The following is a 16,481-nucleotide window of genomic DNA, read 5'->3' on the forward strand; positions in this document are numbered from 1 at the left end:
CATTCACAATCTCTCCGCACTTCGCTCCACAGAGCGACAAAAGTGTCGCGGGGTGGAGCAGCCCGGTAGCTCGTCAGGCTCATAACCTGAAGGTCACAGGTTCAAATCCTGTCCCCGCAACCAAATATATAGAACACCACACGCCGCCCCCAGGGGCGGCGTTGTCGTTCGTCGCAAACACCACCACACCCGCAACCTTCGCAACCACCTCCGCCTCCGGGCTATCCGCCTCGCGCAGGTAGATCGTCACGCTCCCGATACGCCGCGACAGCATCTCTGCGGCCTCGCCGCCGACCTTCTCCGACGATTGCCCGCATCACAGGTCGATCGTCAGATAGGTCGAAACAATGCGTCCGGGGATGATGCGATAGGCTCCGGCGCCTTCGAGGTCGAAGCCGCTCGCATTGCCGACGTTGGTCATCTGCAACCGCAGCGTCGCGTCGCGGTCCGACAGCCGGAACCGGAACCGGGCGCCCAGATCCACGAGGGTCCGTGCCGGGATCGAAACCCGGTTGTCGCGAGTCGCGGGCAAGCTGCCGACGTGCGACACCCCCGCATCCAGCGACAGGCCGTCCGTCACCGGCGGCCGCCAGTCGAGGTTCAGGTCGAGCGAGCGCGTCGGCAACCCGACCGGTCGCCGTCCCACGCGGCCCAGGGCTACCCCTTCGCCGGTGACGCGGGGACGCAGCAGCACGCCGCCTGCCACGACGTTCAGCCGCGGCGTCACCGGCCCGGCCACCGAGAACTCGATCCCCTGGCTGACGATATCCCCCAGCAGGTCGAAGCGATTGTCGGCGTCGAGGTTGTAATAGGGTTTGCGCAGGTCGAAGACGCCCGCGACCAGCTTGATCGCATCGGTCAGCCGGTACCGGATGCCGGCATCCACCTGTCGCGTCAGGATGGCGGGCAGGGGCTGGTTGCGGTTGACGGCATTGTCGGGCGCGATGCCGCTTTCTTCCAGCCCGCGCGCGTACCCGGCGTAGAGTGCGAGACGTGGTCCCGCGAAGCCTGCGACCGTCGCATTGTACAGCAGCGGCTGCGACCGGGTTTCCCGTGCGACATCGCCCGGCGGCTTGAACCGCTTGCGGTATCCGGTGCGCGACAGCCCGAGGCTCAGTTCGCCGACGTCGCGCCAGCGACCGTCATATGCCACACCATAGGTCCATTGGCGTACCCGGTCGCGGGTCTGCGCGGAAAAGGCGAACGCCGGTTCGGGCGCGTCGAAACGTTCGCCGATCCGCGTGGCGCCATAGTCGAGATAGGCGGACCCGGCGTAGCGCTGTCGCCGGTCGCGACCGCGCAGCGACAGGTGGACGACATGCAGCCGCGCTCCCTCCGCAAGAGCGCGGCTGACGCGCAACTCGCCGGAGAGCGAGACGAAACGGCTGCGCGGATCGGCAATAATGAGCCGGTCGGCACGACCGTCCGGCGTCAGGTCGGTCAGCAGATGCGCGAAGGTCGACCGGTCGTCGTATAGCGAACGGAACAGGCCGGTCCGGATCGTCCAGTCGCGCCACGACGACAGCGTGGCGAGCACGCCCTGAAGACCGCCGACGCTGTCGTAATCGCTCCATGCCGGGCCGTCGTACCGCCGCCGCGGGACCGGTGGCGGCAGATAGGGACCGGCCGGGACATAGGTCGGCCCGGCTTCGTCGTCGATCACCTGGCTGCGTGCCCAGAAGGGGATCACCTCGACATCCGGCGACGGTCGCCACCGGATCGACACCGCCTCGTTATGCGACCAGCCGTGGATGCCGTCGGCATAGCTGGTACGCGATCCCTGCGCCCCGAATCCCATGCCGAGGGTCGGCGAGAGCGGCAACGCCCCGTCCAGCTCCAGCGCGCCGTTGCCGTAACTGTCGCCGCTCGCGAGGATGGACAGCGACGCGGTGTCGCCGGGCTTGCGGAAACTATAGTCGACGATCCCGGTCGGCGAGGGGAAGGGATAGCCCTGTGCGGACAGGCCGACGCGGATCGACGTCGACTGGCGCAATCGCTGGATCAGCGTGAGGAAGGGATCGAAATACAGCCCCTCGATCCGGACGTTGCCCGCCGCGAACGGCGAAAAGCCGCGCACGTTGGAGGAGGAGTAGAGGCCGAGGCTCTCCCGCCCCACGCTGAAGCCGAACGCATCCTCGGCCTGCCGCACGGCGTTCTCTCCGGCGCGGCCCGGTGTCGGCAGGGGCGGCGGAGCGGCCTGCTCGACCGGCACGGGCGCGACGGGCGCGTCCTGTCCCCATGCGGGGGCCGCGACGATCGCCAGCGGAAGCAGCGCCGCCTTCACGCGACCAGCTCGAAGCGGCCGAGGACAGGCGAGAAACGGACGGCTGCGGTATCGAACGCGCGGCCGACATGGCCCGCGGCGATCAGGTCCGCCGCGCTGCCGACCGCCATCCCGCCATGGCCGTCGAGCAGCCATACGCTGTCGGCCAGTTGCAGCGACAGGTCGAGGTCGTGACTGGACAGCAGCACGATTCCGCCGGTCGCGCGGGCGTGATCGCGCAGCAGCGCCATCGTTTCGACGCGCCCGGGCAGGTCGAGGAAGGCGGTGATCTCGTCGAGGATCATCAGCCGTGGCGATTGGGCGATGGCGCGCGCGATCATCACCCGCTGTCGTTCGCCATCGGACAGGTCGTCGAACAGCCGCGCCGCGAACGCGGTCGCTCCGGCCATGCCGAGCGCCTCTGCCACACGTATCCGGTCGTCCGCCGTCAGGCGACCCTGCCAGCCGGTGAAGGGCTGGCGGCCCATCGACACCACATCATCGACGGTCAGGCCGGGACTGGCGGCGCGTTCGGTCAGCACCACCGCTACCCGCTGCGCCCGTGTCTGCGGTCGCATGGCGGCGATATCCTCGTCGGCGAGCAGTGCGCTGCCCGCGACCGGGCGTTGCAGGCCGGCGATCGACCGCATCAGCGTCGACTTGCCCGCACCGTTGCGCCCCAGCACGCACACGAAGCTGCCCGGCGCGACCGCGACGTCGATCTCCGACAGGACCACTCCGCGCGGCGCGCCATAGCCGACCGACAGCGATTGCAGCGTCAGCATCAGCGCTGCCCCCGCATCGTCGGCGAGAAGACCAGCAGCGCGATCACGACGGGTGCGCCGACCAGCGCCAGCACGGCGTTCAGGTGGAGGAAGTGCTGCTCCCACGGGGCATGCACGACCAGATCCGCCGCCAGCGCCAGCACCGCCCCGGCAAGCGCGCCGAGCGGCATCAGCGGCAGGATCCGCGCGGTCCCGGCGACGGCGCGCGCCAGATGCGGTACGATAAGGCCGACGAACGTCACCGGCCCGCAATAGGCGGTGACGGGTGCGACCAGCAGCACCACCGCCGCCAGCGTCAGGCGACGCAGGCGCGTGACGTCGGTGCCCAGGCTGCGCGCATAGGTTTCGCCCAGCAGCAGCGCGGTCAGCGGCTTGGCATTGACCAGCGCAAGCGCCGCGCCCGCCAGCACCGGCACCGCGAGCATCGGCAGATCGGTCGCCGTGACGCTCGCGAAATTGCCGTCGCTCCACCCGGAGAATACCCGCCCGCCGACCCGGTTGGCGAAGTGCAGCACGATGCTGACGATCCCCTGCACGGTGAAGCCGAGCATCAGGCCGACCACCAGCAACGTCACCGTTCCCACCCGGCGTGCCAGCGAGGCCATCGCCAGCGCGAAGCCGCCGATGCCGATCATGGCGCCGACCGTGATCGACGGCCCCTCGAAGTCGCGCAGGAACGACACGGCCTGCGGCCCGGAAAAGGCTGCGGCGGTGACCAGCAGCGCGACGCCGAGCTGCCCCCCCGCGGTCAGGCCGAGCGACCAGGCGTCGGCCATCGGATTACGGAACAGCGCCTGCATCAGCACACCGCCCAGCCCCAGCGCGCTCCCGGCGATGATCGCGGTGACGATGCGCGGCAGGCGAAGCCCGGTGACGATCTGCGCCGTCCCGGGATCGCCGCGCCCCGTCAGCGCGCTCAGCACGTCGCCAGGGCCGATGGCGATCGTTCCCCATGACAGGGCGAACAGGGCGGCGGCCAGCAGCACGACCAGCAATGCCGCGCCGCCGATCGTGCTGCGGATCGCCGGGGTCATCGCGGCACCTTCGTATCGGGGCGGACGTAGCGGAACGGTTCGTTCCTGAGCGGCGGATGCAGCATCCGTATGATGTCGCCCAGCACCAGGTCGGGCCGGATGAACCCCGTTTCGTAATAGTCGAAGGCATCCGCCGCAGGCTTGTACATGCCGTCGGCCGCAAACAGGCATCCTTCGCGATACGCCCTGAACCGGCGCAGCGTGGCGACGTCACGAAAGGGCAGCGAATGGGTATCGCGCAGGATCCAGCAATCGGCGTCGGTGCCCTTTGCGATCAACTGCTCGGTCGAGATCTGGTTGAAGCTGTCCCTGCGCGGATCGTCCGGTTCCTCGAACGGGTTGCGACCGTTGGCGTCGCGCAACAGCTTGGCGTCGGCATTGCGCGTCGTCGGGTTCCACCGATCGCCGCCCGCGAACCATGCCGACATGATCGATCGGGTGGGCTGCGCCGATGCCAGCTTTTTCAGCGCGTCGACCTTGCGGGCGACCATCGCGGCGAATGCGTCCGCTTGCGACTCACGCCCCGTCAGCATGCCGATCAGGCGGACATAGTCGACCCGCCCCATATAGTCCGGCTCGTTCTCGGCGAAGACCGGCACGACGGGAATGCCGAGCGCGGCGATGCGCGGCATCGCACCGACGCTTTTCAGATCCTCCATGCTCATCAGCAGGACGTCGGGCTTCGCCGCGACCAGCGCGTCGAGGTCGGGCGGGCTGTGCCAGCCATAGCCGATCTGGCGCACCGCGCCCGAACGGACACGCGCGCGCAGGGCATCGTCCCACGACTTCACCCCGCCGACCGCCACCAGCCGGTCGTTGATGTCCAGCGCCTTCGTGATCGCTTCGTGGAAGACGGTGTTGCTGGCGATGCGCATCACCGGCGTGCGGATCGGCGTCGCGCCCGCCAGATCGCCGGTCAGCGGCGGTACCTCGCTCCCGCGCGGCACCAGGACGAGGCGCCGGAACTGTTCCTCGCCGACGGCGCCGCCGCCCCAGCTGACCACCGAAGCCTTCAGGTCGACGACGCGGTAGCCGTCGCGCTCGACCACCCGGAAGGTCTTTGCGAACGGCATGGTGATCTCGCGCCCCGCCACCGCTGCACGCGAGACGACCGGATCCGGTTCCCGGTCGCATCCGGCCAGCAGCGCGAACGCCAGCAGCATCGCCCGCATCACAAGGCCGCGCGCAGCGTGGCGCGGAACTGGCGCGGCGGACCCGGCGTGGCATAGGTCGGCGCGGTCGTCCCGCCGAAGAAAAAGCCGTAGCGCTCGTCCAGCGCGTTCAGCAGCGTCAGGTCGACCGACAGCCCGTTCCACGCAACCGGCTGAAGCCGCGCGCCGAGCGTGACCAGCGTATAGCCGCCGCCCTCGATCCGGTTGTCGGCGGTGATCTGATAGTCGTCATACCATTCGACGATGCCGCGCGCCGACAGCCACGGTGCGATCCGTTGGTCGCCCGCGATATAGACGATGTTCGGCGCGATGCCGGTCGGCGTCGTGCCGGACAGGTCGAGCGGCCCCGCGAATTCCTGAAGGACGTACTCCTTCCACCTCGGCGCGACATGGGTGTAGTTGATCTGGATCGACGTACCGTCGCGCGGACGGATGTCGAACGCGGCCTCGATCCCCTTGCTTTCGTAACGGTCGCCATAGGTGATGAGGCTCGACGGCTGCGTGAAGTCGGTCTCCGCCGCCGGGTTGGGAATGATGGACCGTCGGTTGCGCTGGACCGACCAGAAGCCGGTGAGCGCGAAGCCGAGCGTGTCGTTCAGCGTGCGTCCCTTCCACCCCAGCTCCACACTGTCGATCGTCGTCGGCCGCTGTTCGGGCCGGGCATATTGATCGGCGTTCCATTCGAAGGTCGGACCGAAGTTGGAATTGAACCCCCGGCCGTAGGACGCATAGACCTGTCCCCCGGCATAGCGCCACGACAGCGCCGCCTTGGGCGAGAAGGCGCTGGCGGTCGCGCCATCCTGCGATCCGCCGAATTTCCCGGTGATGGGAAAGAAGCGTGCCTCGCGCCGGAAACGGTCGTAGCGCCCGCCGACCGTCAGGAACCATCGCTCCGACAGGCCGATCTCGTCCTGTGCGAAGGCGGAGACATAGGTGGTGACGAGGCGGTTCCGGCTGAGCGGATCGTCGACCACGAAGCACGGCGCACCCGCATTCGCCACACCGCCCCGCACATAGTCGATCTCGACCGAATAGAAGGTGAAGCCGCACTCGGGCGTGAAGCCGTTCTGCCCGGACCAGCGATTGTCCGCGTTCGACAAGGCGCGCTCGCCGGTCACGCCCGCGACGACCTTGTGCCGCCCCGCCGCATAGCGTGCGGTCAGTTCGCCATAGGCCACGTCGAACTTCTGCGCGCCGTAGAAGCCGTTGATGCCGAAGATGCCGCGATCCGGCGCGAAGCCGAACGGATCGTAGAAGTTCAGCCGGTTGTCGAAATCGAACCGGCGATACTGTCCGGTCGCGGTCAGCGTCAGCGCGTCGCCGGCGCGATGCTCGATGCGGATCGCGGCCAGTCCGCCTTCTACCACCGAGCGCGGATTGCCATAGCCGTTGAATGCCCGCCGACCGCCGATCACGTCGATCGGCCGGCCCGATGCGTCGAGCGGCAGGACGCTGGGCGTTTCCGACCGACGATCCAGATAGCTGCCGTAGAAGGAGGCGGTCGTACGCTCGTCGAGCGACCAGGCCAGCTTGGCGAACAGGTTCAGCTGTCGCCGCGCGCCATTCTCCCGCCACCCTCCGTAATCCTCATACGCCGCCGTCGCGATCAGCCCGAGATCGTCGCCCAGTTGCCGCGACACGGCCAGTTCGCCATGATAATAGTCGTCGCTGCCGCCGGTCGCCGTCAGCTCGATCGCGTCCTTCGCCGGATCGCGCGTGATGTAGTTGACCGCGCCGTACAGCGCACCGCGCCCATACAGCGCGGACGCCGGACCCTTGACCACCTCGACCCGCGACAGCGCCGGATAGGGCACGATCCCCAGCGCGCCTTCCTCGTTCAGGTCGAACGGCATGCCGTCGATCAGCGTCAGATAGCCTTCGGTGCCGTTCGATCCCCGGATCGAGACATAGGGAAACTCGTCGCCGTCGCCCTCGCCACGCCGGAACGACACACCGGGGACGCCCCGGAACTCGTCAGTGCCGAAGGTGAAGCCGTCCCGTCGCAGGGTATCGAGCGTCTTCACCGTCACGTCGGTGGGCACGTCGACAAGGCGTTCCGCACTGCGCGTGGCGGTGACGACGATCTCCGTATCGCGGTCATCGGTCGACGACGCGACCGTCTGCGCCGGTGCCGGCATCGCAACGGCACATGCGACGATTCCGCCCAGCAGCACCGGCATCGGCGACCGGTCATGGCCCCCGCGGATTCTTGTCATTCCAACCCCCCGTCTTGCGTCGACCGTATCGACGTCGCGTATGGTTATAGTATATCATAACCGGACTTTGCCAAGTGGAGAACGTCGAGGTGTCCGAGATCGCGCATGACGCACGCCTGCCCGTAACCGTCCTGTCCGGCTTCCTGGGAGCGGGAAAGACGACGCTGCTCAACCATATCCTCGCCAATCGCGAGGGGCGGCGGGTGGCGGTGATCGTCAACGACATGTCGGAAGTGAATATCGACGCCGACCTCGTGCGCGGGGGCGAGGCGGCGCTGTCGCGCTCGGAAGAGGCATTGGTCGAGATGACCAACGGCTGCATCTGCTGCACACTGCGCGACGACCTGCTGGCGGAGGTACGGACGCTCGCCGAAGCGGGGCGGTTCGATTATCTGGTGATCGAATCGACCGGCATTTCCGAGCCGCTGCCGGTCGCCACCACCTTCTCCTTCCGCGACGAGGGCGGCGTGTCGCTCGGCGACGTGGCGCGGCTCGACACGATGGTGACGGTGGTCGATGCGCTGAACCTCCTCGCCGATTACTCCAGCCAGGATTTCCTCGCCGACCGCGGCGAGACGCTGGGCGAGGACGATACCCGCAGCCTCGTCGGCCTGCTGGTCGAGCAGATCGAGTTCGCCGACGTGGTGATCGTCAACAAGGCATCGTCGGTGTCGCCCGAACAGCTGGCCATGGTCAAGAAGCTCGTCGCCAGCCTCAACGCCGATGCCGTCATCGTGCCCGCCGATCACGGCCGGGTGGATCTCGACCGGGTGCTCGCCACCGGGCTGTTCGACGAGGAGAAGGCGTCGCGCCATCCGCTCTGGGCCAAGGAACTGTACGGCTATGCGCATCACCAGCCCGAGACCGACGAATATGGGATCGAGAGCTTCGTCTATCGCGCACGGGCACCATTCGATCCTGCGAAGTTTCATGCCTTTCTAACGACGGGCGGTCTCGATCACGTCGTCCGGGCCAAGGGGCATTTCTGGCTGGCGACGCGGCCGGACCATGTCGGCGAACTGGCGGTCGCGGGCAGCCAGACGATGACGTCGCGTCTGGGAAAATGGTGGGCGGCGCTGCCGAAGCACCATTGGCCGGACGACGGGCGGTTCGAGCAATTCGTCGCCGGGCACTGGGATGCGACATGGGGCGACCGTCGGCAGGAGCTGGTATTCATCGGTATCGGCATGGATGAAACGCGGATCCGCGCCGGGCTCGACGCCTGCCTCATGCCGGCGACCGCGTTCACGCCGGACCGGTGGACCGACTTGCGCGATCCGTTTCCGGCCTGGGGCGAGCGGCAACTGGAGGCGGCCGAATGAGCGTCGTCGCGACGACCTGCGACGTGGCGACCGGCAGGGGGGCGGACGCGCTGGACGGCATCGGGCATCCCCGCGTCGCGCTGGCGATATGGGAGCGTTCCTTGCCGCCGGTGCTGCACGATGCATTGGCGCTGCTCGATCTTGCCCGGATCGACGATGTGGTGACCGGAATCGCCGCCGCCGACGCACCGGACGAGCTTTTGCGGGACGCCGGTTATCCGGATGTCGTAGCCGATGGGCTCGCCGCCGATATCGCCGTGCTGGCCCGCCGGCATGCCCGGCTGACCGGCGCCGATCGCCTGACGCTGAAGCTCGAGGTGGTGGAAACCGACGCCTGCCGTCGCTTCCATGCCGATTACGTCACGCTGCGGATGCTGTGCACCTATGTCGGTCCCGGCACCCAGTGGCATGCCATTGCCGACCCGGACACGATCGGTCAGGTACCGACCGGCGCGGTCGCGATATTCAAGGGCCGGATGCTGCTCGATCCGCCGACCGTACTGCATCGATCGCCGCCGATTGTCGCCACCGGCGAACGTCGGCTGATGCTCACCCTCGATCCGGCCTGAGAAACCCGGGATATGCGAATGAGCTGCCCCCTTCTGAATGGTCCATCGACTATGAGAACCTGGATCAAGGAAGGGACGACGAATGCCGGCGAAGAAGCACAAGCCGGAGGCGATCATCGGCAAGCTGGGTGAGGTGGAGATCATGCTGGGGCAGGGCGGCACGACCGCGGAGACATGCCGGCGGATCACGGTCAGCGAGCAGACCTACTGTCGCTGGCGCAAGGAATATGTCGGACTTAAGACGGATCAGGCGCGGCGGATGAAGGACCTGGAGAAGGAGAACCTTCGGCTGCGCCGCGCGATCTCGGACCTGAAGTTGGACAAGCTGATCCTGCAGGAGGCGGCGCGGGGAAACTTCTGAGCCCCGCACGGCGCCGGCGGTGCATCGACCAAGTGCGGGCGTTGCTGGATGTATCCGAGCGACCGGTGTGCCGTGTGCTCGGCCAGGATCGATCGACGCAGCGCAAGGTGCCATGTGGGGCAGATGACGAGGAGGCGCTGACCGACGACATCGTCGCGCTGGCCAAGCAGTACGGGCGCTACGGCTATCGTCGGGTAACCGCATTGCTGCATGCAGCCGGGTGGTCGGTGAACCACAAACGGGTGAAGCGGATCTGGCGACGCGAGGGGCTGAAGGTGCCCCACCGCCAGCCAAAACGCGGTCGACTGTGGTTGAACGATGGCTCGTGTATTCTGCTGCGACCGGAGTATCTTGGGGACGTCTGGGCCTACGACTTTGTCGAGGCGCGGACGCACGACGGACGGAAGTTCCGCATCCTCACGATCATCGACGATGCCAGCCGCGAGTGCCTGGCGCTGGTGGTCGCGCGCCGGCTCCGCCACGAAGATGTGCTGGCGGCTCTGGCCGAGCTGTTCATTGACTGGGGCCCGCCTGCATATATTAGATCGGACAACGGCAGCGAGTTCATCGCCACCCCAGTCCAGAAATGGCTTGGGCAGATTGGCGTAAAGACACTCTACATCACGCCAGGCTCGCCATGGGAAAACGGCTACCACAAGAGCTTCAATGGCTCGCTGCGTGACCAGCTGCTTAACAGAGAAATCTTCTACAGCCTCGTCGAGGCCAAAGTGCTGATCGAGGCGTGGCGCCGTCACTACAACACCGTCCGGCCGCACAGCAGCCTGGGCTACCGCCCGCCGGCACCGGAAGCGGTGACACCGCCATTGCTGGCCTCCGGTTCCGCTTCGCTCCACCTACGCCCGGCAATCGCGGCGGAGACGACGATGCACTAACTGACAACCCGGACCACCCGGTGGGGGCTGCTCACCCTCGACCGAGATCAGCATGCCGCTCTCGACCGACGTCGCATCGCCGTAGGAGGCGAGCGCCGCCTTCAGCCGCCCGCGCGAATCCGGGGCATAGCCCATGCCGAACGCGCGCGCCGTCTCGGGCTTGATGCCCCGCTTCGCCAGCGCATCGCGGGCGACCGCGCCGTCGTCGCCGAGCCGCTCGGCGAACCACGTCTGCGCGTCGGCCATCAGGTCGTGCAACCCCTTAGCGCGCTCGCCCCGCTGCTGCGACTGCCGGTCCTGCTGCGGCATCTCCATGCCCGCCGCCGCCGCCAGTTCCTTCACCGCATCGATGAACGGCAGGCCCCGCTGATCGGTCATCCAGCGGATCGCATCGCCATGCGCCCCGTAACCGAAGCAACCCTCGACTGCGACACTCAGTCGGGCAGATATAGCGCGGGCACGGGAATATTCCCCGTCCGTAACGAAATGGAGAGCGGCAGCGGCCAGCCCGCCACCACGATCTTGCGCCGCCAACGATAGCTGCCGCCGCGCCGTTTCAGGTTCGGCAATCCCATGCCTTGGCCCCCGATGGGTACAGCGATGGGTGCAACGGTTCCCGATCGCCGGGTTGCCGACGTGAAATCAACGGCTTAGCGTGAGTTGGTCGGGGAGACAGGATTCGAACCTGCGACATCCTGCTCCCAAAGCAGGCGCGCTACCAGACTGCGCCACTCCCCGACGTAGAGCGGGTGGCCTTAGGGACAAAGCGACGCCAAGACAAGCGCTGGTGGGCCCGGCAGGACTCGAACCCGCAACCTAGCCGTTATGAGCGGCCAGCTCTAACCATTGAGCTACAGGCCCCGCCAGCCGCCGTCCGATAGCGCCGCCGAGCGGGCAGGGGCAAGTGCTTGTTACAGGCCGCGCACGATCCGCCGGGCGAGGCCCGGTCCTTCGTAGACCAGCGCGCTGTAGAGCTGGACGAGCGCCGCCCCCATGTCGAGCCGCCGCCGCGCTTCCTCCGCCGAGCCGATGCCGCCCGCCGAGATCACGGGGATCGCGCCGTCCACGATCGCCAGCGCCTCGGCCAGCTTCGCGCGGGCGAGGGGGGCGAGCGGTGCGCCCGAGAGGCCGCCCGTCTCCCGCGCCTGTGGCGAACGCAGCGTGTCGGGCCGCGAGATGGTGGTGTTCGACACGATCAGCGCGTCGATTCCGCCGTCGATCGCGGCGCGGGCAGCGACTTCCAGCCCTTCGCGCGAGAGGTCGGGCGCGACTTTCAGGAACAGCGGCACCCGCTTTGCCCCGACGTGACGCGCGGCGTCGCTCGCGGCGATCAGTTCGCCCAGTTCGGGCTGCGACTGGAGGTCGCGCAGGCCGGGGGTGTTGGGGCTGGAGATGTTGATCGTGACATAGTCGGCCAGCGGCGCGGCCTTGGCCACCGCCGTCGCATAGTCGGCGATGCGGTCGGTCGAATCCTTGTTCGCGCCGACGTTGATGCCGATCACGCCGGGGCGGCGAGCGAGGTTCGCGATCCGGGCGAGCGCGGCGTCGATCCCGCCGTTGTTGAACCCCAGCCGGTTCACCACGCCCCTGTCCTCGGGCAGCCGGAAGATGCGCGGTTTGGGATTGCCCGGCTGCGGCCTGGGGGTGAGCGTGCCGACCTCGACGAAACCGAACCCCAGCCCGAGGAAGCCACGCACCGCGCGCGCGTCCTTGTCGACGCCCGCCGCCAGCCCGACCGGATTGGGAAAGCGGATGCCCGCCACCGTCACCGCATGCGCATCGTGCGTGGGGGGCGCGAGCGGCGCACCTGCCTTGCCCCATGCTTCCAGCATCGCGATGGTGATCCCATGCGCGCGTTCGGCGTCGAGGGCGAAGAGGAGCGGGTGATACCAGGCCATAGCGCGGCTCTATCGCCGCGCGGGGCGGGTGGGAAGTCGATATGCCGGGAAAGAGGGGCGGTTGCCGCCCGCAGCGCTGGTGACCCCTACGAGAATCGAACTCGTGTTTTCGCCGTGAGAGGGCGACGTCCTAACCGCTAGACGAAGGGGCCGTGAGCGGAGCGCGGGCACTACGCCCGAACCGGGGCGGCGTCAAGCATCTTCTGCGCCTCGTACCGCGATGAATCGTGCCCTGTCAGCGGTGAAGCGAAAAAAGTTGTAAATCGCTATTCATCCGCCCGAAACCTTTCGCGCGCTGCGGCTTTGAAGCGGGGAAGCAGTTTCATTGGATCCGATCATGAGCAAGGCCGTCCCCGTCATCCTCTCGCTGATCCCGCTGGCCGCCGTCATCGGCGCCTGCGTGGCCTGTCCCTGATACCGTACCGCCGGACGCACAGGAAAAAAGGCCGCCGGGATCGCTCCCGACGGCCTTTTCGTTATCCGACGGACAGGGCCAGATCAGCCCTGCTGACCCTCGTCCGCGTCGTCGCGGGCGATCTCGCCCGGCTCGGCGTTGGGATCATAGTCCTCGGTGAAGCCCGCGTCGTCACGCTCGAACATCGAAGCCATGACGTCGACGCCCTGCGCCTGCATCTCGGCTTCTTCCGGCGAGCGGGCGACGTTGACCTTGACGGTCGTCGACACCTCGGGGTGCAGCGCCACCTTCACGTCGTACAGGCCGATCGCCTTGATCGGACGGTCGAGCACGACCTGCGACTTGTCGACCTTGTGGCCGTCGGCGACCAGCGCCTCGACCAGATCGCGCACCGCGACCGAACCATAGAGCTGGCCGGTGTTCGACGACTGGCGGATCAGCGTGACCGACACGCCTTCCAGCGTCTTGGCCTCGGCTTCCGCGTCGGTGCGGCGGGCGGCGTTCTCGGCGACGATCCGCTCGCGGTTCGCCTCGAACACCTTCTTGTTGGCTTCGTTGGCGCGAAGCGCCTTCTTGCGCGGCAGGAGGAAGTTACGGGCAAAGCCGTCCTTCACCTTCACCACGTCGCCGATGGCGCCGAGCTTCTCGACGCGCTCCAGCAGAATGACGTCCATGTCTGCCTACTCCTTACTTGACGATGTAGGGCAGCAGGCCCAGGTGACGGGCGCGCTTGATGGCCTGGGCCAGTTCGCGCTGCTTCTTGGCGCTCACCGAAGTGATGCGCGACGGTACGATCTTGCCGCGTTCGGACACGAAGCCCTGCAGCAGACGTACATCCTTGTAATCGATCCGGGGAGCGTCCTTCGCGGAGAAGGGGCAGCTCTTGCGGCGGCGGAAAAACGGACGTGCCATGGGTGCTGCTCCTTACGCTTCGGCGTCGGCGGGGGCCGACTGCTCGCGGTCGCGGCGCGGGCCGCGGTCGTCACGGTCGCGACCGCCGCGACGTTCGCCACGCTCCGAACGCTCGCTCTTGCGCATCATCACGGTCGGACCTTCCTCATGCGCATCGACCTTGACGGTCATGAAGCGGATGATGTCCTCGTTGATCTGCGTCTGGCGCTCCAGCTCGGCCACGACGTCGCCCGGCGCGTCGATCTCGAGCATGACGTAATGGGCCTTGCGGTTCTTCGCGATGCGATAGGCGAGGCTGCGCAGGCCCCAGGTCTCGGTCTTGACGACCTTGCCGTTCATGTCCTGAACGATCTTGGTGGCGGTTTCCGCCAGCGCGTCCACCTGCGCCTGTGCCAGATCCTGGCGCGCAAGGAACACGTGCTCGTAGAGAGCCATGTGTCTTTCTCGTCTGTTGGCCGATCGCTGACGCCGCGCCTGTCGCGGAGCCCCTCCGGCTGTCGTCTTCAAATGCAGTCCGGGGCGGCAGGTCGAACCCACCACCCCGAAGATGTGCTCCCTTACCCGAATCGGGCGGAAAGGCAAGGCGTAAGGTCGCGTCCGAGCCGCTTCGTCATCCCCGCGAAGGCGGGGATCCATCGACGCTGACGTTGGCGATGGCGCCGAACCCGTAGCGGTTATGGATTCCCGCCTGCGCGGGAATGACGATCCTTCGGGATCAGTTCAGCACCGCGCCGCCGATCACCGCGCCGATCAGGCCGCTGGCGATCGCGACCAGCACCGCGTCATTGCCCGAGCGCACCCACTGATAGCCGCGCGGGGGCGCATAGACGCCGCGCTGGCGATAGGCGCGATAGTCGATGACGCGGTAGTTGGCGGCACGGTTGCGGTCGAACCGCTGGCCGCGCTGCCACCGGACGGGCTGCCGGCGGACGACGGTCTTGCGGACGTTCTGGCCGTGGCGGTTCTTCTCGACCACGACGGTGCGACCGGGGCGTTCCTTGATGACGGTGCGGCCCTGCGCCGATGCGGCCATCGGGGTGGCGAGCAGCGATGCGGTCATCGCGGCGAGGATCAGCTTCTTCATGGCAAATGCTCCTGTCTGCGTTTCGATGGAGCCAAGATGGGCACCGCGTGTCGCAGGCGTTTGTCGCAGACGCGCCGAAATGGTCGCAGGCTGTGGCAAGCCGCCCCCTTGCGTTCAGCTTGGCCGAGCGACTAGGCCGCGCGGCTTGATTTGCAGGAGATTTGGGCGATGCGGGCATTCCTCTTTTCAGGGCAAGGCAGCCAGTCGGTCGGCATGGGCGTGGGCCTCGCCGCCGCCAGCCCCCATGCGCGCGAGGTGTTCCAGGAGGTCGACGAGGCGCTGGGCCAGCACCTCTTCCGCCTGATGGCCGACGGTCCCGACGCCGACCTGATGCTGACCGAGAATGCCCAGCCCGCGATCATGGCCAATGCCATCGCGACGCTCCGGGTGCTGGAGCGCGAGGGCGGGGTGCGGCTGTCGGAAAAGGCCGATTTCGTCGCGGGCCATTCGCTGGGCGAATATAGCGCGCTGTGCGCGGCGGGCTCGCTGGACCTTCCCACCACCGCGCGGCTGCTGAAGCTGCGCGGACAGGCGATGCAGGCGGCGGTGCCGGTGGGCGAGGGCGCGATGGCCGCGCTGCTCGGCGCCGATCTCGCCAAGGCGCAGGCGCTGGCGGAAGCGGCGGCGGAAGGGCAGGTCTGCACCGTCGCCAACGACAATGATCCGTCGCAGGTCGTGATCTCGGGCGCGAAGGCGGCGATCGAGCGTGCGGTGCCGCTGGCCAAGGAAATGGGCATCAAGCGCGCGGTCGTGCTGCCGGTGTCGGCCCCGTTCCACTGCCCGTTGATGCAGCCCGCCGCCGATGCGATGGCCGAGGCGCTGGCCGGTGTCACGCTGTCCGCCCCGCTCGTGCCCGTCTTCGCCAACGTCACCGCCGCACCGGTGGCGGATGCGGAGACGATCCGCCGCCTGCTGGTGGAGCAGGTGACGGGCATGGTCCGCTGGCGCGAATCGGTGCTGGCGATGCAGGCGGCGGGCGTCACCGACTTCGTGGAACTGGGCGGCAAGGTGCTCGGCCCGATGGTCAAGCGCATCGCCCCCGACGCGACCGTGGCGAGCGTCGTGACGATGGCCGACATCGAGGCGCTGGTGGGGCGGTTGTGATTTAGATTTCGCGCAGAGACGCGGAGGCGCAGAGAATGCGGGATATCGACGCGATCAGCGGGGATGTGGTGAATGTCGCACTGCGCCTGCACCGTGATCTGGGACCGGGCTTGCTGGAGAGCGTCTACGAAGCCGTGCTTGCGGCCAAGTTGACCGAAATGGGTTATGGTGTCGTCCGACAGCGTCCTATCGACATCGAGTTCGAAGGACTGCGTTTTGAAGCAGCCTTTCGGATCGATCTGATCGTCGATGATAGGTTGCTCGTGGAAATCAAGTCCGTCGAGCGACTGACGGCGGTACATGCCAAGCAACTGCTAACCTACCTTCGCCTCACGCATCAGCCCGTAGGGCTTCTCATCAACTTCGGCGGCGCCACCCTGAAGGAGGGGCTGCGCCGCTTGGTCAACAACCATCACTCCTCTGCGTCTCCGCGTCTCTGCGCGAACCCCTAAC

Annotated in this window: 16 protein-coding genes, 4 tRNA genes and 1 pseudogene; 6 read left to right on the forward strand and 15 right to left on the reverse strand. The window is 67.5% G+C overall.

What is annotated here, in order from left to right:
• The first annotated feature begins 46 nt into the window (after window positions 1-46).
• Window positions 47-123 (forward strand) — tRNA-Met (locus ABLE43_RS13190).
• Between the two features lie 193 nt (window positions 124-316).
• Here the strand turns inward: ABLE43_RS13190 and ABLE43_RS13195 are convergent.
• Genes ABLE43_RS13195 through ABLE43_RS13215 form a run of 5 tightly spaced genes read right to left on the reverse strand, consistent with a single transcriptional unit; the run spans window position 317 to window position 7,470 of the window.
• A complete protein-coding gene (locus tag ABLE43_RS13195; RefSeq protein WP_348978902.1) occupies window positions 317-2,284 on the reverse strand; it encodes a TonB-dependent receptor in 1,968 nt (655 codons plus the stop codon).
• The gene (locus tag ABLE43_RS13200) at window positions 2,281-3,048 is read right to left on the reverse strand and encodes an ABC transporter ATP-binding protein (protein ID WP_348978903.1); all 768 of its coding nucleotides are present in this window, start codon (window positions 3,046-3,048) and stop codon (window positions 2,281-2,283) included. The genes ABLE43_RS13195 and ABLE43_RS13200 overlap by 4 nt, the downstream gene beginning before the upstream one ends.
• A complete protein-coding gene (locus tag ABLE43_RS13205) occupies window positions 3,048-4,082 on the reverse strand; it encodes a FecCD family ABC transporter permease (protein WP_348978904.1) in 1,035 nt (344 codons plus the stop codon). Before ABLE43_RS13205 ends, ABLE43_RS13200 begins: the two co-directional genes overlap by 1 nt.
• A complete protein-coding gene (locus ABLE43_RS13210; RefSeq protein WP_348978905.1) occupies window positions 4,079-5,254 on the reverse strand; it encodes an ABC transporter substrate-binding protein in 1,176 nt (391 codons plus the stop codon). The genes ABLE43_RS13205 and ABLE43_RS13210 overlap by 4 nt, the downstream gene beginning before the upstream one ends.
• Window positions 5,254-7,470, reverse strand: a complete 2,217-nt coding sequence (locus ABLE43_RS13215; RefSeq protein ID WP_348978906.1) for a TonB-dependent receptor — start codon at window positions 7,468-7,470, stop codon at window positions 5,254-5,256. Before ABLE43_RS13215 ends, ABLE43_RS13210 begins: the two co-directional genes overlap by 1 nt.
• Before the next feature lie 89 nt (window positions 7,471-7,559).
• Here ABLE43_RS13215 and ABLE43_RS13220 point away from each other — a divergent pair, with 89 nt between their 5' ends.
• The 3 genes from ABLE43_RS13220 to ABLE43_RS13230 all read left to right on the forward strand — a co-directional run bounded on the left by ABLE43_RS13220 (window position 7,560) and on the right by ABLE43_RS13230 (window position 10,615).
• Entirely contained in the window at window positions 7,560-8,792 is a 1,233-nt protein-coding gene (locus ABLE43_RS13220; RefSeq protein WP_348978907.1) for a GTP-binding protein, read from the forward strand.
• Window positions 8,789-9,361 carry a DUF1826 domain-containing protein gene (locus ABLE43_RS13225; protein WP_348978908.1) on the forward strand — a complete coding sequence of 191 codons (573 nt, stop codon included), beginning with the start codon at window positions 8,789-8,791 and terminating at the stop codon, window positions 9,359-9,361. The genes ABLE43_RS13220 and ABLE43_RS13225 overlap by 4 nt, the downstream gene beginning before the upstream one ends.
• A gap of 82 nt (window positions 9,362-9,443) precedes the next feature.
• Window positions 9,444-10,615, forward strand: a protein-coding gene (locus ABLE43_RS13230; protein ID WP_348978909.1) for an IS3 family transposase whose coding sequence is annotated in 2 segments (ribosomal slippage) — window positions 9,444-9,708 and window positions 9,708-10,615 — 1,173 coding nt in all. Because the reading frame shifts where the segments join, the coding sequence is not laid out codon by codon here.
• 24 nt (window positions 10,616-10,639) lie between these two features.
• Here ABLE43_RS13230 and ABLE43_RS13235 read toward each other — a convergent pair.
• The 10 genes and pseudogenes from ABLE43_RS13235 to ABLE43_RS13280 form a co-directional block, all read right to left on the reverse strand.
• Window positions 10,640-11,032: pseudogene (locus ABLE43_RS13235) on the reverse strand (CHC2 zinc finger domain-containing protein); the annotation flags it as partial.
• Window positions 11,033-11,049: 17 nt separating this feature from the next.
• Window positions 11,050-11,190, reverse strand: a complete 141-nt coding sequence (locus ABLE43_RS13240; RefSeq protein WP_348979001.1) for a hypothetical protein — start codon at window positions 11,188-11,190, stop codon at window positions 11,050-11,052.
• Window positions 11,191-11,276: 86 nt separating this feature from the next.
• A tRNA-Pro gene (locus ABLE43_RS13245) sits at window positions 11,277-11,353 on the reverse strand.
• 47 nt (window positions 11,354-11,400) lie between these two features.
• Window positions 11,401-11,476: transfer RNA gene (locus ABLE43_RS13250), tRNA-Ile, on the reverse strand.
• 50 nt (window positions 11,477-11,526) lie between these two features.
• Complete coding sequence (locus ABLE43_RS13255; protein ID WP_348978910.1) at window positions 11,527-12,513, reverse strand: quinone-dependent dihydroorotate dehydrogenase; 987 nt, start codon at window positions 12,511-12,513, stop codon at window positions 11,527-11,529.
• Between the two features lie 77 nt (window positions 12,514-12,590).
• A tRNA-Glu gene (locus tag ABLE43_RS13260) sits at window positions 12,591-12,665 on the reverse strand.
• Between the two features lie 346 nt (window positions 12,666-13,011).
• Window positions 13,012-13,602: a 50S ribosomal protein L9 gene (gene rplI, locus ABLE43_RS13265; protein ID WP_348978911.1), complete on the reverse strand. Its 591-nt coding sequence runs from the start codon at window positions 13,600-13,602 to the stop codon at window positions 13,012-13,014.
• 13 nt (window positions 13,603-13,615) lie between these two features.
• Window positions 13,616-13,840: a 30S ribosomal protein S18 gene (gene rpsR / locus ABLE43_RS13270; RefSeq protein WP_010543816.1), complete on the reverse strand. Its 225-nt coding sequence runs from the start codon at window positions 13,838-13,840 to the stop codon at window positions 13,616-13,618.
• Between the two features lie 12 nt (window positions 13,841-13,852).
• Complete coding sequence (rpsF, locus tag ABLE43_RS13275; protein WP_348978912.1) at window positions 13,853-14,275, reverse strand: 30S ribosomal protein S6; 423 nt, start codon at window positions 14,273-14,275, stop codon at window positions 13,853-13,855.
• A 280-nt stretch (window positions 14,276-14,555) separates the two neighbouring features.
• Window positions 14,556-14,924 carry an RcnB family protein gene (locus ABLE43_RS13280; protein ID WP_348978913.1) on the reverse strand — a complete coding sequence of 123 codons (369 nt, stop codon included), beginning with the start codon at window positions 14,922-14,924 and terminating at the stop codon, window positions 14,556-14,558.
• 168 nt (window positions 14,925-15,092) lie between these two features.
• Between ABLE43_RS13280 and fabD the strand changes: the two genes are divergently transcribed.
• Both fabD and ABLE43_RS13290 read left to right on the forward strand, forming a co-directional pair.
• Window positions 15,093-16,028, forward strand: coding sequence for an ACP S-malonyltransferase (gene fabD / locus ABLE43_RS13285; RefSeq protein ID WP_348978914.1), 936 nt, complete (start codon window positions 15,093-15,095; stop codon window positions 16,026-16,028).
• Between the two features lie 35 nt (window positions 16,029-16,063).
• Window positions 16,064-16,480: a GxxExxY protein gene (locus ABLE43_RS13290; RefSeq protein WP_348978915.1), complete on the forward strand. Its 417-nt coding sequence runs from the start codon at window positions 16,064-16,066 to the stop codon at window positions 16,478-16,480.
• The last annotated feature ends 1 nt before the right edge of the window (window position 16,481 follow it).

Source organism: Sphingomonas silueang, assembly GCF_040049155.1.
Taxonomy (GTDB): Bacteria; Pseudomonadota; Alphaproteobacteria; order Sphingomonadales; family Sphingomonadaceae; genus Sphingomonas; species Sphingomonas silueang.

Bases quoted from the DNA above. Each gene is read 5' to 3' on its own strand.
- ABLE43_RS13210 (WP_348978905.1), bottom strand. From the start codon at position 5,254: ATGCGGGCGATGCTGCTGGCGTTCGCGCTGCTGGCCGGATGCGACCGG.
- rpsR (WP_010543816.1), bottom strand. From the start codon at position 13,840: ATGGCACGTCCGTTTTTCCGCCGCCGCAAGAGCTGCCCCTTCTCCGCG.
- ABLE43_RS13225 (WP_348978908.1), top strand. From the start codon at position 8,789: ATGAGCGTCGTCGCGACGACCTGCGACGTGGCGACCGGCAGGGGGGCG.
- ABLE43_RS13215 (WP_348978906.1), bottom strand. From the start codon at position 7,470: ATGACAAGAATCCGCGGGGGCCATGACCGGTCGCCGATGCCGGTGCTG.
- ABLE43_RS13290 (WP_348978915.1), top strand. From the start codon at position 16,064: ATGCGGGATATCGACGCGATCAGCGGGGATGTGGTGAATGTCGCACTG.
- ABLE43_RS13255 (WP_348978910.1), bottom strand. From the start codon at position 12,513: ATGGCCTGGTATCACCCGCTCCTCTTCGCCCTCGACGCCGAACGCGCG.
- ABLE43_RS13200 (WP_348978903.1), bottom strand. From the start codon at position 3,048: ATGCTGACGCTGCAATCGCTGTCGGTCGGCTATGGCGCGCCGCGCGGA.
- ABLE43_RS13240 (WP_348979001.1), bottom strand. From the start codon at position 11,190: ATGGGATTGCCGAACCTGAAACGGCGCGGCGGCAGCTATCGTTGGCGG.
- rplI (WP_348978911.1), bottom strand. From the start codon at position 13,602: ATGGACGTCATTCTGCTGGAGCGCGTCGAGAAGCTCGGCGCCATCGGC.
- ABLE43_RS13280 (WP_348978913.1), bottom strand. From the start codon at position 14,924: ATGAAGAAGCTGATCCTCGCCGCGATGACCGCATCGCTGCTCGCCACC.
- rpsF (WP_348978912.1), bottom strand. From the start codon at position 14,275: ATGGCTCTCTACGAGCACGTGTTCCTTGCGCGCCAGGATCTGGCACAG.
- fabD (WP_348978914.1), top strand. From the start codon at position 15,093: ATGCGGGCATTCCTCTTTTCAGGGCAAGGCAGCCAGTCGGTCGGCATG.
- ABLE43_RS13205 (WP_348978904.1), bottom strand. From the start codon at position 4,082: ATGACCCCGGCGATCCGCAGCACGATCGGCGGCGCGGCATTGCTGGTC.